The following is a 25,209-nucleotide window of genomic DNA, read 5'->3' as shown; positions in this document are numbered from 1 at the left end:
GCAGACAATCAACGACAAAGTTTACAGCCTGAAGGGAGGAAAAGATTATGGAACAGTATAAAGGCAAATCAATTTTTAAGAAGATGGCAATCGGTAAGATTTTTTATTATGAAAAGAATCAGACTGCTGTGAAAAGAGAAAAGGTAGAAGATGTAGAGGCAGAAGCAGCCCGTTTTGACAATGCGCGTGAGAAAGCAAAAGAACAGCTTCAGCATTTGTTTGAAAAGGCACAGCGCGAGGTGGGGGAAACAGAGGCGGCGATTTTTGAAGTGCATATGATGATGTTGGATGATGGGGATTACTTGGAATCCGTATACAATATTATCCGGACACAGGAAACCTGTGCAGAATATGCGACGGCTGTTACAGGGGACAATTTTGCAGCTATGTTTGCAGCTATGGATGATGAATATATGAAAGCAAGGGCCGCAGATGTAAAGGATATTTCAGAACGGATTGTTAATGTACTTAGTGGTAACGGACAGAATATGGCAGAGATGGAAGAGCCGGTTATTTTGGTGGCAGACGATCTGGCTCCAAGTGAAACGGTGCAAATGGACAAGTCGAAGCTGCTCGGATTTGTCACAAGATATGGGTCTGCGAACTCTCATACAGCCATTTTAGCCAGAACAATGAATATACCAGCGCTGATTGAAGTAGACATTCAAAAAGAGTGGAACGGAAAAATGGCGGTGATAGATGGATATGAGGGGACTGTGACAATAGATCCAGACGAAGCATACTTAAACCAGGCGAAGGCAGTTCAGCAGGAGGAACTGAAAAAACAGGAGCTTCTCAAGGAAATGAAGGGAAAAGAGACTGTGACTAAGGATGGAAGAAAGATCCATCTTTATGCGAATATAGGAAGTGTCTCTGATACAGCGGCTGCACTGATGAATGACGCAGAAGGAATTGGTCTGTTCCGCAGCGAGTTTTTATATCTGGAGTCAGAAGATTATCCGACAGAGAATGAACAGTTCCTTGCATATAAGACAGTGGCAGAAAATATGGCAGGGAAAAAGGTAATTATTCGTACACTGGATATTGGGGCGGACAAACAGGTGGGATACTTCAATTTAGAGAAAGAAGAAAATCCGGCTCTTGGATATAGGGCAATCCGCATATGCCTTACAAGAGAAGAAATATTTAAGACACAGCTGCGCGCGATTTTAAGGGCGAGTGCATTTGGAAATATTTCTGTAATGTTCCCGATGATTATTTCTGTGGAAGAAGTAAAACGCGCAAAAGCTATTCTGGAAGAGGTAAAGGCAGAATTAAGAACAGATGGGATTGCGTATAAGGATATTGAAATCGGTGTTATGATTGAGACGCCTGCTTCTGTAATGATTAGTGAAGAACTGGCGGAAGAAGTGGATTTCTTTAGTATAGGTACGAATGATTTGACTCAGTACACACTGGCAATTGACAGACAAAATCCAAATTTGGACACATTCTATGATCCGCATCATCCGGCAGTGCTGCGTATGATTCAGAAAACGATCGAGAATGGACACAAAGGTGGTGCATGGGTAGGAATCTGTGGAGAGCTCGGTGCAGATATAGAGCTGACAGAGACATTTTTGAAAATGGGAGTGGATGAACTTTCTGTATCTCCAACCTTTGTACTTCCTGTAAGAGATAAGGTAAGAAGCCTGCATCTGTAATTCACAGGTACATGTATTTATTGCAAGTAGTATTTCAATGAAAAATCGGCTTTGTGCTGCTGTGCACTTTTAGGCAGAAGTATTTTTTACTTCTGGGCAAAGGAGCAGCCCAAGGCTGATTTCTTTTATTTCCGCGGGCGACGAGCCGTGCGGGTGTGCTTGCAAGCACATTTGGCGACCGCCGCGAGGGTAAAATACCCCGCCCCTTGGGATGCGTAAAATTTGATACCCCGTTGCTTGCAGCGGGGTCTTTGAATTTTCCCCACAATTTATATTCATATAAAGATGTATTTTAATAGAACGTTGTGTGAAGAAGCGTATAGATGCTTAAAAATAGTTAGATGTTTAATTAAAATTTGTTTATAATTATGAAATAAATGTGAATTTATTATCAATAACTTGACTTTTTTGTATGATAATACTAATATAATATTTAGTTATCTAATTAATTGATTGTTTGGGAGGTGAACGGTATGAGGTGTGATATGAATCATATACCGACTATCGGGCTGATTGGAATATTGATGCACAGATGTGAACAGAAGGCAAAGGAAATGTTTGGAAAGTATGATTTAAACAAAACCCATGCAGGCATTTTGTTTTCGCTGCATCAGAGCGGCTCTCTTTCACAGAAGGAACTGGCGAAGCGCATGGATGTTACCCCCCCCTCTATTACTTCAGCAATACAGAAGATGGAGAAAGCAGGATATATCAGCAGAAAAGCGGACGAAAAGGATCAGAGAATTATGCGTCTGGAGCTGGCGGAAAAAGGGAAATCTTGTATTGAGGATGTAAAGAGGGTTTCACAGCAGTTAGATGAGCTGATATTTCAGGGAATGAGTGTGGAAGAGAAGCTTCTGATGAGAAGGATGATGTTTCAGATATGTGAGAATCTGAAAACAGAGGAAGAAAAATTTGGCCGGTGGACGGACTAATGGATTCGCAACTGAAAATGGAGGCAGAAAGGATCAATAATCATGAAAAATTTGTTTAAGTATGCAGGTACATACTGGAAGGCAATGCTGGTAATTATAGCTGTTCTGATACTTCAGGCGTATTGCGACTTGTCGCTTCCCGCATATACTTCCGACATTGTAAATGTGGGAATCCAGCAGGGCGGAATAGAGGATAAAGTTCCTGTAGCAGTTGGAGCAGAGGACATGGAAAAAATACTTCTGTTTGTTTCAGAAAAAGCTCAGGAGAGAATTGTCAATTCCTATGAGAAAGACGAGGTCTCTTATGATGTAGAAGCATATGTACTCAAAGATGCTGTGAAGGAAGACGAAGAAAAGAAAGAGGAGCTTTCGGATGTGATGGCGCTTCCTATGATGATGGTGACAGGACTTGAATCCAACAGTGACATGACAAAAGAATTAGAAGAGCAGATGACGGCAAATTCTGCACAGGGAATATTGCCGGAAGAAATGGATATTTTTGACATGCTGAAAGTGATGCCTGCCGAACAGAGAGAGGCGTTTGTTGAAGAAGCTGCTAAGCAGATGGAGGATATTCCGGATACGATTTTAGAGCAGGCGGCAATCAGCTTTGCAAAGACGGCCTATGAAGAGTTAGGGATGGATACAGATTCCATGCAGATCCATTATCTGCTTGCCACAGGCGGAAAAATGATTGCACTTGCATTCCTTGGAATGGCGGCGAGTGTTCTGGTAGGATTTATGGCATCGCGGGTAGGAGCCTCTACGGGGCGGGATTTGAGAAGTAAGGTATTTCAGAAGGTAGTCGGATTCTCTAATAATGAATTTGATCATTTTTCTACGGCGTCGTTGATTACAAGAAGCACCAATGATATACAGCAGATCCAGCTTCTTACAGTCATGCTGCTGCGTATTGTGCTCTACGCCCCAATCCTCGCAATAGGGGGAATTTACCAGGTGTTTCAGACAAATGTGTCCATGTCATGGATTATCGCTCTTGCCGTTGTATTGATTGCGGTGGTTATTTTGGTTTTATTTATTGTCGCAATGCCCAAATTTAAAATGCTGCAAAGCCTTGTAGATAAGCTGAATCTTGTGACGAGGGAGATTCTTACAGGACTTCCGGTTATACGGGCATTCAGTACACAGAAACATGAAGAAAAGCGGTTTGACGCGGCGAATATAGATCTGACGAAAACAAATCTGTTTGTAAACCGTGCCATGACATTTATGATGCCGGTTATGATGCTGATTATGAATGGAATTTCTGTTTTAATTATGTGGGCAGGTTCACATGGCATCAATGAAGGGCAGATGCAGGTTGGAGATATGATGGCATTTATCCAATATACGATGCAGATTATTATGGGATTCTTAATGCTGTGTATGCTCTCCATTATGCTGCCGAGGGCAGCGGTGGCAGCGGATCGTGTAGAAGAGGTGCTGACAAGTAAGACAGTCATCCATGATCCAAAACAGCCGAAAGCATTTTCCGGAAAGAAAAAGGGAGTTCTGGAATTTGAACATGTATCCTTCTGCTATCCGGGAGCAGATGAGGAAGTGCTGCATGATATTACATTTACGGCGAAACCAGGCGAGACGACGGCGATTATCGGAAGTACCGGAAGCGGAAAATCGACGCTGGTTAATTTGATTCCCAGATTTTATGATGTGACAGAAGGAACGATTCGTCTGGACGGAGAGGATATCCGTATGGTAAAGCAGCATGAACTAAGAGAACGGCTTGGATATGTACCGCAAAAAGGCGTACTGTTCTCCGGTGATATCGCATCTAACATTCTGTTTGGAAATCCAGATGGAAACAGGGAAGAGATGGAAGAGGCGGCGCAGATTGCCCAGGCGGTGGAATTTATAGAAGAAAAGCCGGACAAATATGAAAGCCCAATTTCCCAGGGGGGAGGAAATGTTTCCGGCGGTCAGAAGCAGCGGCTTTCTATCGCGCGGGCGGTTGCGAAGCATCCGGAGGTTTTTATTTTTGACGACAGCTTTTCAGCTCTGGACTATAAAACAGATGTAGCACTTAGAAGGGCGCTGAAACAGAAAACGGCCGGAAGTACGGTAATCCTTGTCGCACAGCGTATCAGTACCATTTTAAATGCAGAACAAATTCTTGTTCTGGATGAAGGGAAAGTCGCAGGAATGGGAACCCACCAGGAATTGCTGAAAAACTGCGAAGTATATAGGCAGATAGCGGCTTCACAGCTTTCAGAAGAAGAACTGAAGGCAGGAATGGAAGGAAAGGAGGCGGACAGTCATGAGTAAAGGTATGGGACCAGGAAAAATGCGAGGCGGTATGCCAGGAGAAAAGGCAAAAGACTTCAAAGGCACATTGAAAAAGCTGATAAAATATATGAGTATATATAAAATACAGATGTTATTCGTTCTTATTTTTGCTGTGTGTGGAACGATATTTAATATTGTAGGTCCGAAGATACTCGGTAAGGCAACTACAGAGATTTTTAACGGCCTTGTCAGTAAGGTGTCCGGCGGAAGCGGCATGGATTTTGGAAAGATCGGGCAGATTCTTTTAATGACCTTGGGGCTGTATGTGATCAGCGCTCTTTGTACCTTTATCCAGGGAATTATTATGACGGGAGTTTCCCAGAAGACAACATATCGTCTGCGAAAGGAAATTTCGGAAAAGATCAACCGTATGCCGATGAATTATTTTGATACGAAACCGGTAGGAGAAGTTCTTTCCCGCGTGACAAACGATATTGATACACTGGGACAGAGCTTAAACCAGAGTGCGACACAACTTATCACTTCGGTGACTACCATGATCGGGGTACTTGTAATGATGCTGTCTATCAGTCCTTTGATGACGGTGGTGGCATTGCTGATACTTCCGATTTCCGCAGGGCTTTTGTCATTTGTTATGAAACATTCCCAGAGATATTTCCGAGATCAGCAGGCATATCTTGGAAATGTAAACGGACAGGTAGAGGAGATATACAGCGGGCACAATATCATAAAGGCATTTAATAAAGAAGAGGATGTAATACGCACATTTAATGATACAAACGGAAAGCTTTATAATTCTGCATGGAAATCACAGTTCTTCTCCGGAATGATGATGCCGATTATGCAGTTTATCGGAAATCTGGGGTATGTGGCTGTTGCGATTTTAGGCGGATACCTGACGATTAAGAAGACGATAGAGGTTGGGGATATTCAGTCCTTTATACAGTATGTAAGGAATTTTACACAGCCTATCCAGCAGATTGCACAGGTATCAAACATGCTACAGATGACAACAGCGGCCTCCGAGAGAGTATTTGAATTTCTGGAAGAAAAAGAAGAGGAGCAGACGGTGCCGAATCCGGTCAGTGTAGAAGGGCTGAAAGGAAATGTGGAGTTTGAGCATGTGCACTTTGGATATAATCCAGAGAAAATTATTATCAACGACTTTTCGGCAAAGATAAAAGAAGGACAGAAAATAGCAATTGTAGGGCCGACTGGCGCAGGAAAGACAACGATGATTAAGCTGCTGATGCGGTTTTATGATGTAAACAGCGGAGCAATTAAAGTGGACGGACATGACATACGGGACTTTAACAGAAATGAGCTTAGAGAGATGTTTGGAATGGTACTTCAGGATACATGGCTGTTTCACGGTACTATACGGGACAATATCCGGTATGGAAAGCTGGGCGCGACGGAGGAAGAGATTATCCAGGCGGCAAAGGCAGCGCATGTCCATCGGTTTGTACAGACGCTTCCAGGCGGATATGATATGGAGTTAAATGAAGAGGCAAGCAATGTGTCTCAGGGACAGAAGCAGCTTTTGACAATCGCCAGAGCGATTCTTGCAGACCCGAAGATTCTTATCTTAGACGAGGCGACCAGCTCTGTTGATACGAGGACAGAGGTACTGATTCAAAAGGCGATGGATAATCTGATGAAAGGCAGAACAAGCTTTGTCATAGCACATAGGCTGTCCACCATTCGGGATGCAGATTTGATTCTTGTTATGAAAGAGGGGGACATTGTAGAGCAGGGAACGCATGAGGAGCTGATTGCAAAGAAAGGCTTCTATGCAGAGCTGTATAATTCTCAGTTTGAAAAGACGACGGAAGTCGCGTAAGAAGTAATAAGGAGGAGAATGTTTACTTTACAAATCGTTTCCTCTATAATAAGAGATAGCGTCAGTGTTTACTGACGCTATCATCCATTTACAGAATGTTCCATGCCTGTATGGATGGTATGAGGTGCTGCAGACACCTCTCATAAGCTTGTATTGGAAAAAGAAGCAGATAGATTAATGAATCAGAACAGGAAAAGGAGAAAAAAGTGGGACTGACACATTTTGATGAGAAGGGACGGGCAGTTATGGTTGATGTGACGGAAAAGACTGTAACGCAAAGAGAGGCACAGGCGCAGGGGAAAATTCTTGTAAGCCGTGAAGTCTTTACAGCGATTCAGGCGGGAACTATCGGCAAAGGGGATGTCCTTTCTGTGGCGGCAACTGCCGGAATTATGGGAGCAAAAAAGACATCAGAACTGATTCCGATGTGTCATATTCTTCCTCTTACGAACTGTAAGATACAGTTTGAGCTGGAACATCAGGAGTGCGCGGTATACTGTACCTGTACTGTGAAGGCAGAAGAAAAGACAGGGGTGGAAATGGAAGCGCTGACAGGGGTAAGCGTCGCTCTGCTGACGATTTATGACATGTGTAAAGCGTTGGATAAGACTATGGAAATCACAGAGATTTACATGGTGAGAAAATCCGGCGGAAAGAGTGGAGAGATTATCAATAGACGCGAAGAGAAAAGAGAACTGGATATCATGTAGGAAAGGGAAGGCAGAGAATGGAAAAAAGATGGAAAGCGGCGGTTATTACCTTGAGCGATAAAGGATATGCAGGGAAAAGAGAAGACAGAAGCGGGCCGCTGATAAAGGAAATGCTGGAGGCAAAAGAGTATAAAGTGACAGAGCAGATACTGCTTCCAGATGAACAAGAAGAAATAGAAAAGTGCCTGTGCAGACTGTGTGATGCATATAGTGTGGATTTGATTCTTACAACAGGTGGTACAGGATTTTCAATGAAGGACAGGACACCAGAGGCAACCTTAGCTATAGCGGATCGGAATGTCCCTGGGATTGCAGAGGCGATGCGCTTTGCATCTCTTCAGATTACCCCTCGGGCGATGCTAAGCCGCGGCGTATCTGTAATACGAAAGAGGACACTGATTATCAATCTTCCAGGAAGCCCAAAGGCAGTCCGGGAAAATCTGGAGTATATTCTGCCTGCCTTGAGCCATGGAATTGGCATTTTGTCAGGCAGTGAAGGAGAATGTGGAAAGGATGCTTAAAGACGGGTATGGCAGAGAGATCACATACATGCGTGTTTCGGTCACAGATCGCTGTAATCTGCGTTGTGTGTACTGTATGCCGCAAGAGGGGATCGCACAGACAGCACATAGGGAAATTCTTACCTTTGATGAGATTGTGCAGATCGTCAGGATAGGGGCAGAGGAAGGCATCAGCAGGATTAAGATCACCGGAGGGGAACCGCTTGTAAGGAAAGGGATTGCCGCGCTTATAGGGATGTTAAAAGCGGTGCCGGGTATTGAGCAGGTGACAATGACAACGAACGGAGTGCTTTTGTCCCATCAGATTGAAGAGCTGGCAAAAAACGGATTAGATGCAGTCAACATAAGTCTCGACACACTAGACGAAACAGAATATGAAAAGATTACCCGCTGCGGCAATCTAAAACAGGTCATAGAAGGGATGAAAAGAGCGTGCTCCTGCCCTGGACTTACAGTGAAAATAAACTGTGTTCCTCTTATGGAGGTGAAGGAAGCACAGTATTTAAAGCTGGCACAGTTTGCGTATGAGCAGGGTATACGTGTGCGTTTCATTGAGATGATGCCGGTCGGACTTGGAAAAAAATATAAGGGAAGAAGCCAGGAGGAAATACGTAAGATTTTAGAAAAAGAATATGGGAGAAGCAGAATTGCAGAGAGGTGTTTTGGAAATGGCCCTGCCGTATATTACCAGTTTGAGGAAAGAAACGGAGAAATTGGTTTTATCAGTGCGATGTCACATTCCTTCTGTACGAGCTGTAATCGGATTAGATTGACGGCAGCAGGGTATTTAAAGACCTGTCTGCAGTACGACACCGGAGTGGATTTAAAACCCCTTCTTCGGACAGGCGCCTCTAAGGAGGAAGTAAGAGACGCATTTAGAAAAGCAGTGTCCAAAAAGCCGTATTGCCATCAGTTTACAGAGACTGGAAAAAATGCATCCGCAAAGAAAGAAGAAAATATTGAAAGGAAGGGAATGTCTGAAATTGGAGGATAAGATAGGAAAAGTGCTGGCCATCTGTATTAGTGCTAAGAAAGGGACGCAGAAAAAAGAGATAAAAAGCGCGGTATTTATTGAAGATTATGGAATTGAAGGAGATGCTCACGCCGGAAAGTGGCACAGGCAGGTGAGCCTTTTGTCCCATGAAAAGATAGAAGAATTCAGAAAAAAGGGAGCAGATGTATCAGAGGGGGCATTTGGAGAAAATCTGATTGTCCAGGGGATAGATCTTAGAACACTGCCGGTAGGGACATGTTTGGTCTGTAATGATGTAGTGCTTGAGATAACGCAGATTGGAAAAGAATGTCATCATGGGTGTGAAATTTATCAGAAAATGGGAGACTGCATTATGCCAAGAGAAGGGATTTTTGCAAAAGTGCTTTGCGGAGGCAGGATGGAAGCAGGGGATACCATATATGTCAGGAAAAGAGGAGAATGAAAAGGAAAATTTATTTTTTGTGCGGTATATGTTTGTGCATGGCTTTGATTCCTTCTTGCCAGGAAAAAGGAAAGGAAACATTGGCGGAGCAGGCTGTGGAGAAAGAAAAGCAGCCAGACAGAGAAAACCAGGTCTATACATTTGTGGATGTATATGGACAGAAATACGAGGCTGCGCTGCTTGCAGATGTACCGAAGTGTACCTATGATTACCGGTATTTAAAAGAGGAGAATGGCTATAAATACTATGAGGAAAGAGAGGAGGGCGTTTCTTCTGCAATCGGAATCGACGTGTCAGAATTTCAAGGGGAGATCGACTGGAATGTCGTAAAAGAAAGCGGCATAGAATTTGCGATTATCCGTCTGGGATACCGCGGATACGGAGCTGAAGGAAGGTTGGTTTTAGATGAAAGGTTCGAGCAGAACATAAAGGGAGCGCAGGCTGCCGGATTAAAAACAGGCGTGTACTTCTTTTCGCAGGCTGTCTCTGATAAAGAGGCAAAGGAAGAAGCAGAGTTTGTGCTCCAGACTTTGGAAGGGCGCAAACTAGAACTGCCAGTTGTATTTGATACAGAAGAAATAAAAGGAGATACGGCGCGTACAGACGAGAATACCAGAGAACAATTTACGGATAACTGTATTATATTCTGCGATAGAATCGAGGAAGCAGGATATGAGACAATGATTTATGCCAATATGAAATGGATGGCGTTTACACTTTACATGGAGGAGCTGACCGGGTACGATATATGGTATGCAGATTATGAAAATACGCCCCAATGCCCCTATGATTTTTCTGTATGGCAGTATTCCGAGTCGGGAAGTGTGCCGGGGATTGAAGGGGCGGTAGATTTGAATGTATGGTTTCAGGAGGAAGAAAAATGAGATGGAATAAATTCCGGTTAAAGACAACCACAGAGGCAGAGGATATAGTCAGCAGCATGTTGATGGATTTGGGGATTCAAGGAGTGGAAATCGAAGATAAAATACCGCTTAGCCAGTCAGACAAGGAGCAGATGTTTGTGGACATTTTGCCAGAGTCCCAGGAAGATGACGGAGTTGCATATTTAAGCTTTTATCTGGAGGAGGGAGAAGAAAAGGAAACGGTTCTTGCACAAGTCACAAGAGAGCTGGAAGAAATCAGAACGTATGTAGATGCAGGAGAACTGACGATTGAGGAGTCCCAGACAGAGGATGTAGACTGGGTGAATAATTGGAAACAATATTTTCACCAGTTTTATGTGGATGATATATTGATTATTCCGTCCTGGGAAAAAGTAAAGCCGGAAGATAACGACAAACTGGTGATTCACATCGATCCGGGCACGGCGTTTGGAACAGGCATGCATGAGACAACACAGCTGTGCATCCGACAGATCCGAAAGTACGTAAAGGAGCAGACAAAAATTCTGGATGTAGGCTGCGGAAGCGGAATCCTCGGAATGCTGGCGCTTAAATTCGGGGCTGCCTACAGTGTAGGAACAGATCTGGATCCCTGTGCGATTGAAGCAACATATGAAAATATGAAAGAAAACGGAATTTCGAAAAATCAGTATGAAGTTATGATAGGAAATATCATTGATGATAAGGAAATCCAAGATAAGGCAGGCTACGAGTGCTATGATATAGTAGTGGCGAATATTCTCGCAGATGTGTTGACGCAGCTGACTCCGGTAGTGGTGCATCAGTTAAAGCCGGGCGGCATTTACATTACAAGCGGAATTATAGACGACAAAGAGCAGACAGTTGTAGAGGCGGTAAAAAAAGCAGGGCTGGAAGTGCTGGATGTGACATACCAGGGAGAATGGGTCTGCGTCACTGCAAGAAAAAGTTAAAGGAGTTATTATGCATCATTTTTTTGTAGAGCCTTCCTGCGTCAGGGAGAATAAAGTGTATATCGAGGGCGGAGACGTCAGGCATATGAAAAATGTCCTGCGCATGAAAGCCGGAGAGGATGTAACGATCAGCGACAGTGCAGGAAATACCTATCTGTGCTGTCTGGAAAAATTCGAGACGGACCAGGCGGTTTTAGACATATTAAAAAAACAGGAAAACGATACAGAGCTGCCGGCAAAGCTGTATCTCTTTCAAGGGCTTCCCAAGGGAGACAAGATGGAGATGATTGTGCAAAAAGCGGTAGAATTGGGGGCATATCAGATCATTCCCGTACAGACAAAACGAAGCGTTGTCAAACTGGATGAGAAAAAAAGCCGGCGAAAGGAAGAAAGGTGGAATCTGATCGCGAAGGGGGCAGCAGAGCAATCGGGCAGAGGCAGGATACCAGAAGTAAGAGAGGTTTTATCATGGGAAGAAGCGCTTGCCTGTGCAAAGGAGTTGGACATGCTTGTGATTCCTTACGAACTGGCAGAAGGAATGGAAAAGACAAAAGAAATCTTCTCAAGAATCCAGCCGGAACAGTCTGTAGGAATCTTCATAGGTCCGGAGGGCGGATTTGAAAAATGGGAGATAGAACAGGCAGAGGAGGCAGGCGCATCTGTGATAACCCTGGGCAGGCGTATTCTGCGCACGGAGACGGCAGGGCTTGCGGTATTGTCCATATTGATGTATCATCTGGAAGGATGATGTCATAATTTAATAGTAAGAAAAAGTAAAGGAAGCAATATCATGGAAGTTTATTTAGATAACTCTGCTACAACCAGATGCTATCCGGAAGTAGGAGAGCTGGTATATAAAGTGATGTGCCAGGATTATGGGAATCCATCCTCCATGCATAAAAAAGGAATAGAGGCAGAGCATTATGTGAAAGAGGCAAAAGAAAGAATTGCCAAAATTTTGAAGGCTGCACCGAAGGAGATTTTCTTCACCTCCGGTGGTACAGAGAGTGATAATCTCGCGTTGATTGGCTGTGCTCGGGCGAACAGAAGATCAGGAAATCATTTGATTACTTCTTCTATTGAGCATCCCGCGATCTTAAATACAATGCATTACCTGGAAGAAGAAGGGTTTCGCGTCACGTATCTGCCAGTAGATGAAAATGGGAAAATTAAGCTGGATGTATTAAAAGAGGAGCTGTGTGAAGAGACGATACTGGTTTCCATCATGTATGTAAACAATGAGGTGGGTTCTGTACAGCCTATCGAAGAGGCGGCGAAAATTGTAAAGCAGTATAATCCAAAGATTCTTTTTCATTCGGATGCTGTGCAGGGGTTTGGAAAATATCACATTTATCCAAAACGAACAGGAATTGATCTTCTGACGGCAAGCGGCCATAAGATACACGGGCCAAAAGGAATCGGGTTTCTCTATATTAACGAGAAGGTAAAGATACAGCCTATTGTATTTGGAGGAGAACAACAGAAAAATATTCGTTCCGGTACAGAAAATGTTCCTGGAATCGCGGGGCTGGGACTTGCCTCCTGGATGATATACCAGGATTTGGATATGAAGGTAGCTCTGATGAGAGAGTTAAAAGAATATTTTCTTAAAGGAATTTCTAAAATAAAAGATACAACAGTACACGGACTGACAGACGAGAATAGTGCACCTCATATTATCAGTTTAGGAGTAGCGGGGATCCGAAGCGAAGTGCTCCTCCATGCATTGGAGGAAAAAGGGATCTATGTTTCGTCTGGTTCTGCCTGTTCTTCCAATCACCCATCAGTCAGCGGAGTGCTTAAGGGGATCGGAGCAGCAAGAGAGTACCTGGACGCAACCCTTCGGTTCAGCATGTCAGAGTTTACAACAAAAGAAGAAATTGACTATACACTGGAAACACTATATAATTGTATACCAGTGCTTCGGAAATATATACGACACTAAATAAGATAAAGGAGCGTTTTGTGAAGGTAGGTTTTCAAAGGAGAGCGAAATGGAATTTCATTCATTTTTAATAAAATACGGTGAGATAGGAATCAAAGGAAAAAACAGATATTTATTTGAGGATGCTTTGATGCGCCAGATTAAATTTGCCTTAAAAGAAGTGGACGGGAAATTTTTTGTCCACAAGTGTCATGGGAGAGTCTATGTAGACTGTGAGGGCAGATATGATTATGAAGAGACGGTAGAGCGTTTAAAAAGTGTATTTGGAATTGTGGGAATTTGTCCCGTTGTGCGTATAGAGGATAAAGGATTTGAAGAGCTTCAAAAGGATGTGATTCATTTTATTGAAGAAATGTATCCGGATAAAAAGAAAACGTTCAAGGTGGAGGCACGAAGAGCAAAGAAACAGTATCCAATGAACTCTATGGAGATAAACTGCGAGCTGGGCGGCGCGATTTTAGATGCTTTCCCAGAGATGAAGGTAGATGTGCATCATCCAGATATTCGTCTGAATGTAGAAATCAGAGAAGAGATCTATCTGTATTCAGAGATTATTCCGGGGCCGGGCGGAATGCCGGTGGGAACAAATGGAAGTGCAATGCTTTTGCTTTCCGGCGGGATTGACAGTCCGGTTGCCGGCTATATGGTGGCGAAACGTGGAGTGGAGCTGGAAGCAGTTTATTTTCATGCACCGCCGTACACAAGTGAACGGGCAAAAGAAAAAGTGGTGGATCTTGCCGGAATTGTCTCAAAATATGCCGGCCCGATAAAGCTGCATGTGGTGAATTTTACAGATATACAGCTATACATTTATGAGCAGTGCCCGCATGAAGAGCTGACGATTATTATGCGGCGGTATATGATGAAGATAGCAGAGTATTTTGCAAAAAAGGACGGATGTCTGGGGCTGGTAACGGGAGAGAGTATCGGACAGGTAGCAAGTCAGACAATGCAAAGTCTGGCTGTGACAAATGCGGTATGTACCATGCCGGTGTACCGCCCTTTAATCGGATTTGACAAGAAAGAAATTGTAGAAATTTCAGAGAAGATAGACACGTATGAGACGTCCATTCAGCCTTATGAGGACTGCTGTACGATTTTTGTGGCAAAGCATCCGGTGACAAAGCCAAATTTAGAACGAATAGAGAAATCAGAAGAAAACTTAAACGAGAAGATGGCAAGTCTTTTTAGAGAGGCAGTTGAAACTGCGGAAATCATACTGGTGAAATAATACGAAAGACAGTTAAAAGCTGTCTCACAGAGGAGACAGCTTTTGGCTTTCTTATTTAATGATGTAAGGTTCCAGAGCTTTCATAATATTGTCTAAATCTCCATCTGCATGGATATTTAAATCAATCGGCTTAGAAAGATCCAGGCTGAAAATACCCATGATTGATTTGGCATCTATTACATATCTTCCGGATACTAAATCAAAGTCGTTGTCATACTTTGTAATCTCGTTGACGAATGACTTTACTTTGTCGATAGAATTTAAAGAAATCTGTACAGTTTTCATGTTACCATCCCTCCTTGATATACATACTGCTGGTTCTTATGAACCTTACATATATTCTACGGGATAGCCATTTAAAAGTCAAGAAACAAAGAAGGAAAATAAACAATGAAAAAAGCAGCATTGCATAATTTAGGATGTAAAGTAAACGCTTATGAAACGGAAGCCATGCAGGAGATGCTGGAAAAGGCGGGATATGAAATCGTTCCGTTCCAGGAGGGGGCAGACGTTTACGTCATTAATACCTGTACGGTCACAAATATAGCAGACAGAAAATCGCGCCAGATGCTTCACCGAGCCAGAAAAATGAACCCAAATGCGGTTGTGGTGGCAGCGGGGTGTTATGTGCAGGCGCAGGACAAGAAAGACGAAAAGGATTCCTGTATTGATATTGTACTTGGGAATAACAGAAAAAAAGATTTGGTTTCAGTTCTCGAAGAATTTTTTGAAAAACAAGAGACAGGAACAGGTGCGGGAATAGAGGAGTTGGCTGATATACAGCATACACAGGAATATGAAAGAATGTATCTTACGAATCCCCAGGAGCACACCCGCGCTTATATTAAGGTTCAAGACGGCTGTAATCAGTTTTGCTCCTATTGTATTATTCCCTATGCCAGAGGCAGAGTGCGCAGCAGAGACAAGGAAGATGTGTTAAGAGAAGTAGAAACACTTTCGCGAAACGGTTATCAGGAAATCGTGTTGACGGGGATTCATTTAAGCTCTTATGGGATCGATTTTAAAGAAAAAAAAGAAGATCTTCTTTCCCTGATTCTATCGGTGCATGAGATAGACGGAATCAAACGAATCCGGCTCGGCTCTTTAGAACCGCGGATTGTGACGGAAGAATTTGCAGAGGCACTGTCTAAGCTTCCTAAAATCTGTCCGCATTTTCACCTGTCTATGCAAAGCGGCTGTGACGCGACATTAAAGCGGATGAACCGCAGATATACAAGCGCAGAATACTACGAAAAATGTAATATTCTAAGAAAGCATTTTCAGAATCCCGCGTTGACTACGGACGTTATCGTTGGATTTCCGCAGGAGACAGAAGAAGAGTTTGAAACAACAAAGAAATTTATTGAAAAAGTCGGATTTTATGAAACCCACATTTTTAAATATTCCAGGCGGGAAGGGACGAAAGCGGCAGAAATGGACAACCAGGTGCCGGAACACATAAAGGCTGAAAGGAGCAGTGTCCTGATAGCTTTAGGAGAAGAAAACCGGAGAAAGTATATCCAAGAATACAAGGGCAGGGAAGCAGAAGTGCTGATTGAAGAGCAGGCAGTATATAATGGAAAAAAAGTCTGGACGGGACATACAAAGGAATATATGAAAATTGCACTAGAAGACGACAGAAATTTGAAAAATTGTATCATAAAAGTTCAAATTGACAACGATTTGCAAATTATTCATTGAATTTTAAAAAGGGTTATATTAGAATTGTAAATAGGATATTTGGCATTTCGGTCAGAATGATTTGCAGATGAAAAGGAGGAGAAAACATGAGCGATTTAAGCAATACCCAGTTTTTTCAGGTAGAGCCAGGGCCGCAGATTTCAGCAAAAGATATACTGGAAATTGTGTTCAAGGCGCTCAAAGAGAAGGGGTATAATCCGGTAAACCAGATCGTAGGATATATTATGTCGGGTGACCCGACTTACATTACCAGTTATAATGGAGCGCGAAGCCTCATTATGAAAGTAGAGAGGGATGAACTGGTAGAAGAATTATTAAAAGCGTATATTGAGCACCATTCTTGGGAATAATCGGATATGAGAATTATGGGACTGGATTATGGCACAAAGACAGTAGGAGTCGCAGTAAGTGACGGACTTAGTCTGACTGCCCAGGGAGTAGAGACAATCGAACGGAAAGAGGAGAACAAGCTGCGCCGTACTCTGGCACGTATAGAAGAACTGGTGAAAGAATACGGGGTAGAGAAGATTGTGCTTGGTTTTCCAAAACACATGAATAATGATATCGGAGAACGCGCAGAAAAGACAATGGAATTTCGTGATATGCTCTTGCGCAGGACAGGTTTGGAAGTTGAACTATGGGATGAGAGACTGACTACAGTAGCAGCAGAGCGTGTGTTGATGGAGAGTAAAGTAAGGCGGGAAAATCGTAAAAAATATATTGATAAGATTGCGGCGGTATTCATTCTGCAGGGATACTTAGATTCTTTGTACATGAAAAACAAGGAATTATAGATAGGGCAGAAGTGAAAACCAGATAAGGGGCTCTTAAATGGAAAAAATTAAGTTTGCGTTCGCAGATGGAAGTGGAGAGGCTGAATTTTTCGTGCTGGAACAGACGAAAATAGGAGGCTTTGTCTACATACTCGTAACGGATTCACAAAAGGACGACGCCGAATGTCTGATTTTAAAGGAAGTAACGGAAGGCAGGACGGCGGAAAGCGTCTATGAGATTGTGGAAGAAGATACAGAGCTTCTGGCAGTATCCAAAGTTTTTGAGGAGCTGTTAGAAGACGTAAACATTGAAATGTAAAATCCTTTTTGGATATTTACAATAGATTTACTTACAGCATAAAATGGAGTATCACTGATGGAACAAAAAAAGGTGCAGGAACTGCTGAAAGCGAAATTAAAAGAAAAAGGACTGAAGGTAACACATCAGAGGCTGCTCGTTTTGTCAGTGCTGGCAGAAAACAGTGGCAGACATATGACTGCGGAAGATATTTATGAGCTGGTGTCAGAAAACTATCCGGAGATTGGACTGGCAACAGTTTACCGCGCTTTGCAGCTTCTGTGGGATATGCAGCTGGTGGATCGGATTAATCTGGATGATGGGTGTGTGCGTTATGAGATTGGTCATCTCTTCGAAGGAGAGATGAAACATAATCACCATCATCTAATATGCCGGACATGCAAGAAGGTAATTCCTTTTGGAGACGACCTCCTAGATGAGTTGGAGAGTCACATTGAAGAGGCAACCGGATTTCATGTACTGGACCATGAGCTGAAGTTTTACGGACAGTGTAAAGAGTGTTTGAAAAAGGAAAAATAATCCTTCTGTACGCCGAAGCTTATGAGCAGCTTACATAAACTGCTGTTTTTTTTCGTGTGCAAGAAAGTATGGACACTCCTTTTTATGAAAATGTAAGGGATTACATAAAACTGATGGAGGTGTTGAATTTTTGAAAAAAGAAAATAAAGGGAAATTGCGTATTATACCATTGGGCGGTCTTGAGCAGATAGGTATGAATATTACGGCATTTGAATTTGAGGATAGCATCATTGTGGTAGACTGCGGGCTTGCGTTTCCGGAGGATGATATGCTGGGGATTGATTTGGTAATACCAGATGTCACCTATTTAAAGGATAATGCGGAGAAAGTAAAAGGGTTTGTGATTACTCACGGACATGAGGACCATATAGGAGCGCTGCCTTATGTATTAAAAGAGATCAATCTGCCGATTTATACGACAAAGCTGACAATGGGAATTATTGAGAATAAACTAAAAGAACATAATCTGGTAAGAGGGACAAAGCGTAAGGTGGTACGTCACGGGCAGTCGATTAATCTGGGGAAATTCAGGATTGAGTTTATCAAGACAAATCACAGCATACAGGATGCGTCTGCTCTGGCAATTTATTCTCCTGCCGGCATTGTAGTGCATACGGGAGACTTTAAGGTGGACTATACTCCGGTATTTGGAGACGCAATCGATTTACAGCGTTTCGCGGAGCTTGGCAAGAAGGGTGTGCTGGCGCTGATGTCTGACAGTACGAATGCGGAGCGCAAGGGATTTACACAGTCCGAGAGGACAGTGGGGATTACGTTTGACCACATTTTTGCGGAGCATCAGAATACACGCCTGATTATTGCTACTTTTGCATCCAATGTAGATCGTGTACAGCAGATTATTAACTCCGCATATAAATATGGACGGAAGGTTGTTGTGGAAGGGCGCAGCATGGTGAATATTATTTCTACGGCGTCAGAATTAGGGTACTTAAATGTGCCGGACAATACACTGATTGAGATCGATCAGATGAAGAATTACCCGCCGGAGAAGATGGTGCTTATCACAACGGGAAGCCAGGGAGAATCTATGGCAGCATTGTCGCGTATGGCGGCAGATGTACACCGCAAGGTGACAATTCAGCCGAATGACACCATTATTTTTAGCTCCAATCCGATTCCAGGGAATGAAAAGTCTGTATCTCGCGTGATCAATGAACTGTCAGCAAAAGGCGCGGAGGTCATTTTCCAGGATGCGCATGTCTCCGGGCATGCATGCCAGGAGGAGCTGAAATTGATTTATTCCCTTGTAAAACCTAAGTATGCGATACCGGTGCATGGAGAATACAGACATTTAAAGGCAAATGCAGAGATTGCAAAGTCACTTGGAATTCCGAAAGAGAATACGTTTATTATACAGTCAGGAGATGTTTTGGAGGTCAGTGAGGAAGAGGCGAAGGTCGTAGATAAGGTGCATACGGGTGCAATTCTTGTAGACGGACTTGGAGTTGGAGATGTAGGAAATATTGTACTGCGTGACAGACAGCACCTTGCGGAGGACGGCATCATGATCGTAGTGCTGACACTGGAGCGCAGGACGAATCGTCTTTTGGCCGGACCGGATATTGTGTCCAGAGGCTTTGTCTATGTAAGAGAGTCAGAAGGTCTTATGGAAGAGGCAAGAAATGTCGTATCAGATGCCCTGGACAAATGTCTTTCCGGACGAAATACAGACTGGAATAAAATTAAACTGGTGATTCGGGATACTATGAATGACTTTATCTGGAAAAAGACAAAGAGAAAACCAATGGTTATTCCGATTATTATGGATGTGGATGTGTAAGAGATGATAGTAGATGAACGTATCGTTACATTCATCAATTCTTTCGAAACGCAGAATAGCGAAATATTAGAAAAAATAGAAAAGGAAGCTCTGGCGTCTCACGTGCCAATCGTAAGGAAGGAGATGCAGAGCTTCCTTAAAATGCTTCTGGCACTGAAAGAACCAGAGAACATTTTAGAGGTTGGGACAGCGGTAGGATTTTCTGCGTTGCTGATGAGTGAATGTGTTCCGGCAGACTGTCGGATAACGACGATTGAAAACTATGAAAAACGGATTCCTCTGGCAAGGGAAAATTTCCGGCGGGCCGGAAAGGAAGAACATATTGTTTTAATAGAGGGAGATGCTGCCCAGGTTTTAAAGGAGTTAAACGGGTCGTATGATTTTATTTTTATGGATGCGGCTAAGGGGCAGTACATTCATTATCTTCCAGAGGTACTTCGCCTTCTTGACAAGGGCGGGGTTTTGGTATCGGATAATGTTATGCAGGACGGGGAAGTTATCGAGTCCAGATTTGCGGTAGAACGCCGAAACCGTACGATTCATGCCAGAATGAGAGAATATCTGTACGAACTGAAACATACAAAAGAACTGGTTACGTCGATCCTTCCACTAGGAGACGGTGTGGCAGTCAGTGTGAAAAATTCCGGCAGGATAGGTTGAGTAAAAGCCCTACTTCTGTTAAAGAGATGTTACATCAAAGAGAAAGGAAAAAAAGTATGAGCAGACATCCTGAATTACTGATTCCCGCGAGCAGTTTAGAAGTGCTGAAGACCGCGGTAGTATTTGGAGCAGATGCAGTGTATATCGGAGGGGAGGCATTTGGACTTCGGGCAAAGGCAAAGAATTTCACGATGCAAGAGATGCAGGAGGGAATTGCTTTTGCACATGCACATGACGTGAAGGTATATGTGACAGCAAATATTTTGGCCCACAATGAGGATTTGCCCGGAGTAAAAGCATATTTTGAAGAGTTAAAGGCGATAAAGCCAGATGGTTTGATTATCGCGGATCCAGGCGTTTTTGAGATTGCAAAAGAAGTCTGTCCTGAAATCGAACGGCATGTCAGTACACAGGCAAATAATACGAATTACGGGACATATCAGTTCTGGCATAAACAAGGTGCAAGCCGTGTCGTTGCGGCGCGGGAGCTGTCATTAAAAGAGATAAAGGAATTGAGAGAAAATATCTCGGAGGATCTGGAGATAGAAGCATTTGTACATGGGGCGATGTGCATATCCTACTCCGGACGCTGTCTTTTGAGTAATTATTTTACTGGCAGAGATGCAAACCGCGGCGCCTGCACGCATCCGTGCCGCTGGAAGTATGCTGTTGTAGAGGAGACGCGGCCGGGAGAATACATGCCGGTTTATGAAAATGAACGGGGAACGTATATTTTTAATTCAAAAGATTTGTGTATGATAGAATATATTCCGGAACTGCTTGGTGCAGGCATTGACAGTCTGAAGGTGGAAGGAAGGATGAAAACAGCCTTGTATGTAGCGACGGTGGCGAGGACATACCGGAAGGCGATCGACGATTACCAGAGGGATCCAAAGCTGTATGAGCAAAATATGCCCTGGTATTTAGAACAGATCTCAAACTGTACGTACCGCCAGTTTACAACAGGCTTTTTCTTTGGAAAGCCGGATGAAAATACACAGATTTATGACAGCAATACGTATGTAAAAGAATATACGTATCTGGGGATTGTAGAAGAAATAAGAGAGGGCCGCGTCCGGATTGAACAGCGCAACAAATTTTCTGTCGGAGAAAAAATAGAAATTATGAAGCCTGACGGGAGAAACATAGAAACGACAGTAAAGAGGATTATAAATGTGGACGGAGAAGAACAAAACAGCGCTCCCCATCCGAAACAGACGCTGTTCGTAGAATTAGACGGGGAAGCAGAAAAGTATGATATTTTAAGAAGAGCCGAGAAATAAAGCCTGTCTGTATCGAAAACAGCAGTGGCTCTTGAAAGAGAATAGTGACAGAAAAAACAGAGTTCCTTTTTGTGTTATGCAGTATATATAAACCTTTTTGTATATATTGAACACAAAAGTAGGACTCTGTTTTTATAACTGGAAGGATTCTGTTTTATGTGAAGAATTTTCTGAGTTTTTCGATTGCGCTTTTTTCGATTCTGGAAACGTAGGAACGGGAAATGCCAAGTTGTCTGGCAATTTCCCGCTGTGTATATTCTTCTCCGTTGTAGAGACCATATCTCATTTTTAACACAAGCTTTTCTCTATTTGACAATTCACTTTCTACCTTCTCATAGAGCTTTTGGATATTTTCTTTGAGATAGACTTTTTCAGGGACATCAAATTCTCCGGTCTCAATAATATCATATAGTTTAATTTCATTCCCTTCTCGGTCAGTGCCTATAGGTTCATAGAGGGAGATTTCTTTGTTTGTTTTCTTTTTTGCCCGCAGATACATTAAAATTTCATTTTCCACACAGCGGGAGGCGTAAGCAGCGAGACGGTTTCCTTTGTCGGGATTGAAGGTGACCACAGCTTTGATAAGACCAATCGTTCCGATAGAGATGAGATCTTCAGGGTCTTCATCCAGATACTGGTATTTTTTTATGACATGTGCGACGAGGCGCAAGTTTCGTTCGATTAAGATGTGCTTTGCCTGAAGGTCTCCTTCTGTATATTTCTGGATGTAATATTTTTCTTCGGAAGGAGTGAGGGGATTGGGAAATGATTTCAAGAGAAGCACCTCTAAGCGCATTTGATATAGTTTATGAGGAAGTGGCAGAATTTGTGCTTTTCCAACGAAAAGAAGGACAAAATCAGAGCATTTACTTGACAGCTTCTGGCTGCATAAGCTATCATATACATACCTTATAGGGCGAAGCCCGCCCTCCCGAAGGGAATGTATTACGGTATGCCCTTTTGGGTATACATTTCCGGAGAGAATCCTTTCCGGCAGTCTTGCCTTTTTACAAGGTATCTGACCGATTCGGTCAATTTTCAGTTTTTCATGTTTTTTATTTTGTGGTGTTTTGATGTGTCAGGTTTTCTGCTAAGAGGAGCAGTCTATGAGTACAAGTACAGTTTTTACGGCGGCAGTTCGTGGGATTGGAGTAGAATTTATTTGTGTAGAAGCGGATATCAGCAATGGTCTTCCGGTATTTCACATGGTGGGATATCTTTCGTCGGAAGTAAAAGAAGCGGCTGAACGGGTACGAACCGCAATCAAGAATACGGGGCTGGAATATCCTCCTAAGAGAACCGTTGTAAACCTTTCACCTGCAACTATTAAGAAGAAAGGAGCATCCTTTGATCTGCCCATTGCGGTGGCAATCTTAACTGCTCTTGGAAAAATACCGAAGAAGACAATAAAGGATAAGCTTTTTATCGGAGAGCTGGGGCTGGATGGGAGACTATTGAAAGTGCCGGGCATTCTGCCAATTGTAATAGAAGCGAAAGAAATGCAGGTGAAAACCTGCATTATGCCGAAAGAAAATGCAGCGGAAGGCTCCCTGGCAGGCGGGATAGAAATTATCGGTGCAGAAAGCTTAAAAGAGGTATGCATGTATCTAAATGGAGAAAGTATATTCAGCACATCTCTATGCAGCGGAGGAAACAGAAAAAAGCACCAAATGAAAGAAACATTGGATTTTGCGGATATGCAGGGACAGGAGGCAGTGGAGCGCGCGGCAGAGATTGCCGTATCAGGCGGCCATAATTTCCTGCTGGTTGGGCCGCCCGGCAGTGGGAAATCTATGACGGCAAAGAGAATGGCGACGATACTTCCGCCCATGTCACTCGAAGAAAGTATGGAGGTGACAAAAATATACAGTATAGCCGGACTTGTGGACACGAAACGGCCATTGATCGAAAAGCGGCCGTTTCGCAGTGTGCACCATACAGCGACGAAAGCAGCTCTTACAGGAGGCGGCCTGGTTCCGTCGCCGGGAGAAATCAGTCTTGCGCACAGCGGAGTTTTGTTTCTGGATGAACTGCCGGAGTTTCGGAAAACAGTACTGGAAGTGCTCAGACAGCCGCTGGAGGAAAAGAAAATCGAGATTAATCGGGTACATGGCAATTATACGTTCCCGGCAAATTTTATTTTAGTAGCTGCTATGAATCCATGCCCCTGCGGCTGCTATCCAGATATGGAGAGATGTGTGTGTTCTCCGGTACAGATTCAGAATTATCTTAGAAAAATCAGCCAGCCTTTTTTGGATCGCATAGATATTTGTGTGGAGGCTCCCAGAGTGACGTATGAAGAACTGACAACAAAAAAGAAAACAGAAAGTTCAGCAGACATCAGAGAGAGAATTGTAAGGACAAGGAGGATACAAAAAAACAGATTTTTAGAAAGTGGTATGGAAATCTATACAAATAGCATGATGGGAATTAAAGAGACAGAGACGTTCTGTCTCCTTGACAATGAGGGAAAGAATATTTTACAGCAGGCATTTGAGACGATGAAGCTGACAGCACGCTCTTATCACAAGATATTAAAAGTTGCGCGTACGATCGCTGACATGGATGAAAGTGAGAATATCCATGCGAAACATTTAAGAGAGGCAATAGGCTATAGGACACTGGATAAAAAATATTGGGGAAGGTGATGAAAATGACAGAGACAAAAAAGGAATATGAATTTTGGCTGGCACGCATCCGGCATTTGCCGAATCAGAAAAAATATCTTCTTCATACACACATGAAATCCGCAGAGAGAGTTTATTATATAGAAGAAACAGAAATGAGAAAACTGACGTTCTTAAATGAGAAGGAACGAAATACAATTATGCAGGCACAAAAAGAGAAAGATATAAAAATTGCCTATGAAAAGCTGGAAGAAAAAGGGATTCACTTTATAACCTGTTTTATGGATGCGTACCCTTCGAAATTGAAAGAAATAGCAGATTTTCCATATGCATTGTATGTGAAAGGGAGCCTGCCGGATGAAACGAAGAAGCATGCGGCAATCGTAGGGGCCAGGAGGTGTACACCATATGGTGAGAAATACGCCCTGGAATTTGGAAAAATGCTGGCTGAATACGGAGTAGAAATTATAAGCGGGCTTGCGAGGGGAATCGACGGAATGGGACAGAGAGGCGCACTGCTGGGGAAGGGAAAAACATTTGCTGTGCTTGGGTCAGGCGTAGATGTCTGTTATCCGAAAGAACATATGGGGCTGTATGTGGATATTCTGGAACAGGGAGGCGGGATTTTGTCGGAACAGCCTCCGGGTACACCACCCCTGTCCATTCATTTTCCTATGCGTAACCGGATCATCAGTGGAATGTCAGACACAGTACTTGTGATAGAGGCACGGAAGCGAAGTGGTTCCTTGATTACTGCATATATGGCGTTGGAACAAGGCAGAGATATCTATGCTCTTCCAGGTCCTGTAAACAGTGGGTTAAGCGAAGGGTGTAACCAGCTTATCAGGCAGGGAGCAGGGGTTTTACTATCACCGGAAATATTGTTGGAAGAGATAGGGATTCAAGTGGTAGCAGGCAATAAAAAATCAGACAAAAATAAAAAAATGCTTGAAAGTCCCGAAAATATGGTGTATAGTTGTGTCGGTTTGTATCCCAAGAGTATCAGTCAGTTGCTGGAAGAAACCAGACTGGAGAGCGAAGAACTTTTACAGAGGTTAGTATCTTTGGAGTTACAGGGGTTAATCAGAGAAATATCTAAGAATTATTATATAAAAATCAAGTAGACATAATTGCCGATGGAG

25 protein-coding genes are annotated in these 25,209 nt (G+C 43.1%); 23 read left to right on the top strand and 2 right to left on the bottom strand.

Going from position 1 to position 25,209, the window contains the following annotated elements:
• The first annotated feature begins 47 nt into the window (after positions 1-47).
• From ptsP to thiI, 13 genes are all read left to right on the top strand, one after another.
• Positions 48-1,664, top strand: coding sequence for a phosphoenolpyruvate--protein phosphotransferase (ptsP, locus tag H8S37_RS15225; RefSeq protein ID WP_186876925.1), 1,617 nt, complete (start codon positions 48-50; stop codon positions 1,662-1,664).
• 473 nt (positions 1,665-2,137) lie between these two features.
• Positions 2,138-2,599: a MarR family winged helix-turn-helix transcriptional regulator gene (locus H8S37_RS15220; protein WP_186876924.1), complete on the top strand. Its 462-nt coding sequence runs from the start codon at positions 2,138-2,140 to the stop codon at positions 2,597-2,599.
• A 42-nt stretch (positions 2,600-2,641) separates the two neighbouring features.
• Positions 2,642-4,882: an ABC transporter ATP-binding protein gene (locus tag H8S37_RS15215; protein WP_186876923.1), complete on the top strand. Its 2,241-nt coding sequence runs from the start codon at positions 2,642-2,644 to the stop codon at positions 4,880-4,882.
• Positions 4,875-6,707: an ABC transporter ATP-binding protein gene (locus H8S37_RS15210; RefSeq protein ID WP_186876922.1), complete on the top strand. Its 1,833-nt coding sequence runs from the start codon at positions 4,875-4,877 to the stop codon at positions 6,705-6,707. Before H8S37_RS15215 ends, H8S37_RS15210 begins: the two co-directional genes overlap by 8 nt.
• Positions 6,708-6,913: 206 nt before the next feature.
• A complete protein-coding gene (moaC, locus tag H8S37_RS15205; protein ID WP_186876921.1) occupies positions 6,914-7,417 on the top strand; it encodes a cyclic pyranopterin monophosphate synthase MoaC in 504 nt (167 codons plus the stop codon).
• Positions 7,418-7,434: 17 nt separating this feature from the next.
• Positions 7,435-7,938 carry a MogA/MoaB family molybdenum cofactor biosynthesis protein gene (locus H8S37_RS15200; RefSeq protein WP_186876920.1) on the top strand — a complete coding sequence of 168 codons (504 nt, stop codon included), beginning with the start codon at positions 7,435-7,437 and terminating at the stop codon, positions 7,936-7,938.
• On the top strand, positions 7,931-8,932 hold the full coding sequence (gene moaA / locus H8S37_RS15195; protein ID WP_186876919.1) for a GTP 3',8-cyclase MoaA: 1,002 nt from the start codon (positions 7,931-7,933) through the stop codon (positions 8,930-8,932). Before H8S37_RS15200 ends, moaA begins: the two co-directional genes overlap by 8 nt.
• A 1-nt stretch (position 8,933) precedes the next feature.
• Positions 8,934-9,374: an MOSC domain-containing protein gene (locus tag H8S37_RS15190; RefSeq protein ID WP_186877039.1), complete on the top strand. Its 441-nt coding sequence runs from the start codon at positions 8,934-8,936 to the stop codon at positions 9,372-9,374.
• Entirely contained in the window at positions 9,371-10,258 is an 888-nt protein-coding gene (locus H8S37_RS15185; RefSeq protein ID WP_186876918.1) for a glycoside hydrolase family 25 protein, read from the top strand. Before H8S37_RS15190 ends, H8S37_RS15185 begins: the two co-directional genes overlap by 4 nt.
• Complete coding sequence (gene prmA / locus H8S37_RS15180; RefSeq protein WP_186876917.1) at positions 10,255-11,208, top strand: 50S ribosomal protein L11 methyltransferase; 954 nt, start codon at positions 10,255-10,257, stop codon at positions 11,206-11,208. The genes H8S37_RS15185 and prmA overlap by 4 nt, the downstream gene beginning before the upstream one ends.
• 10 nt (positions 11,209-11,218) lie before the next feature.
• The gene (locus H8S37_RS15175; RefSeq protein ID WP_186876916.1) at positions 11,219-11,956 is read left to right on the top strand and encodes a 16S rRNA (uracil(1498)-N(3))-methyltransferase; all 738 of its coding nucleotides are present in this window, start codon (positions 11,219-11,221) and stop codon (positions 11,954-11,956) included.
• Positions 11,957-11,998: 42 nt separating this feature from the next.
• Complete coding sequence (locus H8S37_RS15170; protein ID WP_186876915.1) at positions 11,999-13,153, top strand: cysteine desulfurase family protein; 1,155 nt, start codon at positions 11,999-12,001, stop codon at positions 13,151-13,153.
• 49 nt (positions 13,154-13,202) lie between these two features.
• Positions 13,203-14,384 carry a tRNA uracil 4-sulfurtransferase ThiI gene (thiI, locus tag H8S37_RS15165; protein ID WP_186876914.1) on the top strand — a complete coding sequence of 394 codons (1,182 nt, stop codon included), beginning with the start codon at positions 13,203-13,205 and terminating at the stop codon, positions 14,382-14,384.
• A gap of 51 nt (positions 14,385-14,435) precedes the next feature.
• Here thiI and H8S37_RS15160 read toward each other — a convergent pair whose 3' ends face one another.
• Entirely contained in the window at positions 14,436-14,669 is a 234-nt protein-coding gene (locus H8S37_RS15160) for an HPr family phosphocarrier protein (protein ID WP_059068210.1), read from the bottom strand.
• Positions 14,670-14,774: 105 nt separating this feature from the next.
• Here H8S37_RS15160 and mtaB point away from each other — a divergent pair, with 105 nt between their 5' ends.
• From mtaB to H8S37_RS15120, 8 genes are all read left to right on the top strand, one after another.
• Positions 14,775-16,085 carry a tRNA (N(6)-L-threonylcarbamoyladenosine(37)-C(2))-methylthiotransferase MtaB gene (gene mtaB / locus H8S37_RS15155; protein WP_186876913.1) on the top strand — a complete coding sequence of 437 codons (1,311 nt, stop codon included), beginning with the start codon at positions 14,775-14,777 and terminating at the stop codon, positions 16,083-16,085.
• A gap of 86 nt (positions 16,086-16,171) precedes the next feature.
• Positions 16,172-16,435 carry an IreB family regulatory phosphoprotein gene (locus H8S37_RS15150; RefSeq protein WP_186876912.1) on the top strand — a complete coding sequence of 88 codons (264 nt, stop codon included), beginning with the start codon at positions 16,172-16,174 and terminating at the stop codon, positions 16,433-16,435.
• Positions 16,436-16,441: 6 nt separating this feature from the next.
• The gene (gene ruvX, locus H8S37_RS15145; protein WP_186876911.1) at positions 16,442-16,879 is read left to right on the top strand and encodes a Holliday junction resolvase RuvX; all 438 of its coding nucleotides are present in this window, start codon (positions 16,442-16,444) and stop codon (positions 16,877-16,879) included.
• A gap of 37 nt (positions 16,880-16,916) precedes the next feature.
• Positions 16,917-17,177: a DUF1292 domain-containing protein gene (locus H8S37_RS15140; RefSeq protein ID WP_186876910.1), complete on the top strand. Its 261-nt coding sequence runs from the start codon at positions 16,917-16,919 to the stop codon at positions 17,175-17,177.
• 57 nt (positions 17,178-17,234) lie between these two features.
• Positions 17,235-17,696 (top strand): Fur family transcriptional regulator, encoded by a 462-nt coding sequence (locus H8S37_RS15135; RefSeq protein WP_186876909.1) that lies wholly within the window; start codon positions 17,235-17,237, stop codon positions 17,694-17,696.
• Positions 17,697-17,826: 130 nt separating this feature from the next.
• On the top strand, positions 17,827-19,497 hold the full coding sequence (locus H8S37_RS15130; protein WP_186876908.1) for a ribonuclease J: 1,671 nt from the start codon (positions 17,827-17,829) through the stop codon (positions 19,495-19,497).
• A gap of 3 nt (positions 19,498-19,500) precedes the next feature.
• Entirely contained in the window at positions 19,501-20,157 is a 657-nt protein-coding gene (locus tag H8S37_RS15125) for an O-methyltransferase (RefSeq protein WP_186876907.1), read from the top strand.
• Positions 20,158-20,213: 56 nt separating this feature from the next.
• Positions 20,214-21,440: a peptidase U32 family protein gene (locus H8S37_RS15120; RefSeq protein WP_186876906.1), complete on the top strand. Its 1,227-nt coding sequence runs from the start codon at positions 20,214-20,216 to the stop codon at positions 21,438-21,440.
• 154 nt (positions 21,441-21,594) lie between these two features.
• Here the strand turns inward: H8S37_RS15120 and sigK are convergent, their stop codons facing one another.
• Positions 21,595-22,215, bottom strand: a complete 621-nt coding sequence (sigK, locus tag H8S37_RS15115) for an RNA polymerase sporulation sigma factor SigK (RefSeq protein WP_186876905.1) — start codon at positions 22,213-22,215, stop codon at positions 21,595-21,597.
• 331 nt (positions 22,216-22,546) lie between these two features.
• Here sigK and H8S37_RS15110 point away from each other — a divergent pair, with 331 nt between their 5' ends.
• Both H8S37_RS15110 and dprA read left to right on the top strand, forming a co-directional pair.
• Entirely contained in the window at positions 22,547-24,088 is a 1,542-nt protein-coding gene (locus H8S37_RS15110; protein WP_186876904.1) for a YifB family Mg chelatase-like AAA ATPase, read from the top strand.
• Positions 24,089-24,093: 5 nt separating this feature from the next.
• Entirely contained in the window at positions 24,094-25,191 is a 1,098-nt protein-coding gene (gene dprA, locus H8S37_RS15105; RefSeq protein ID WP_186876903.1) for a DNA-processing protein DprA, read from the top strand.
• The last annotated feature ends 18 nt before the right edge of the window (positions 25,192-25,209 follow it).

Source organism: Mediterraneibacter hominis, from assembly GCF_014287475.1.
Taxonomy (GTDB): domain Bacteria; phylum Bacillota; class Clostridia; order Lachnospirales; family Lachnospiraceae; genus Mediterraneibacter; species Mediterraneibacter hominis.
Note: the sequence above shows the minus strand (reverse complement) of the source record. Positions and strands in the feature narration are given on the sequence as shown.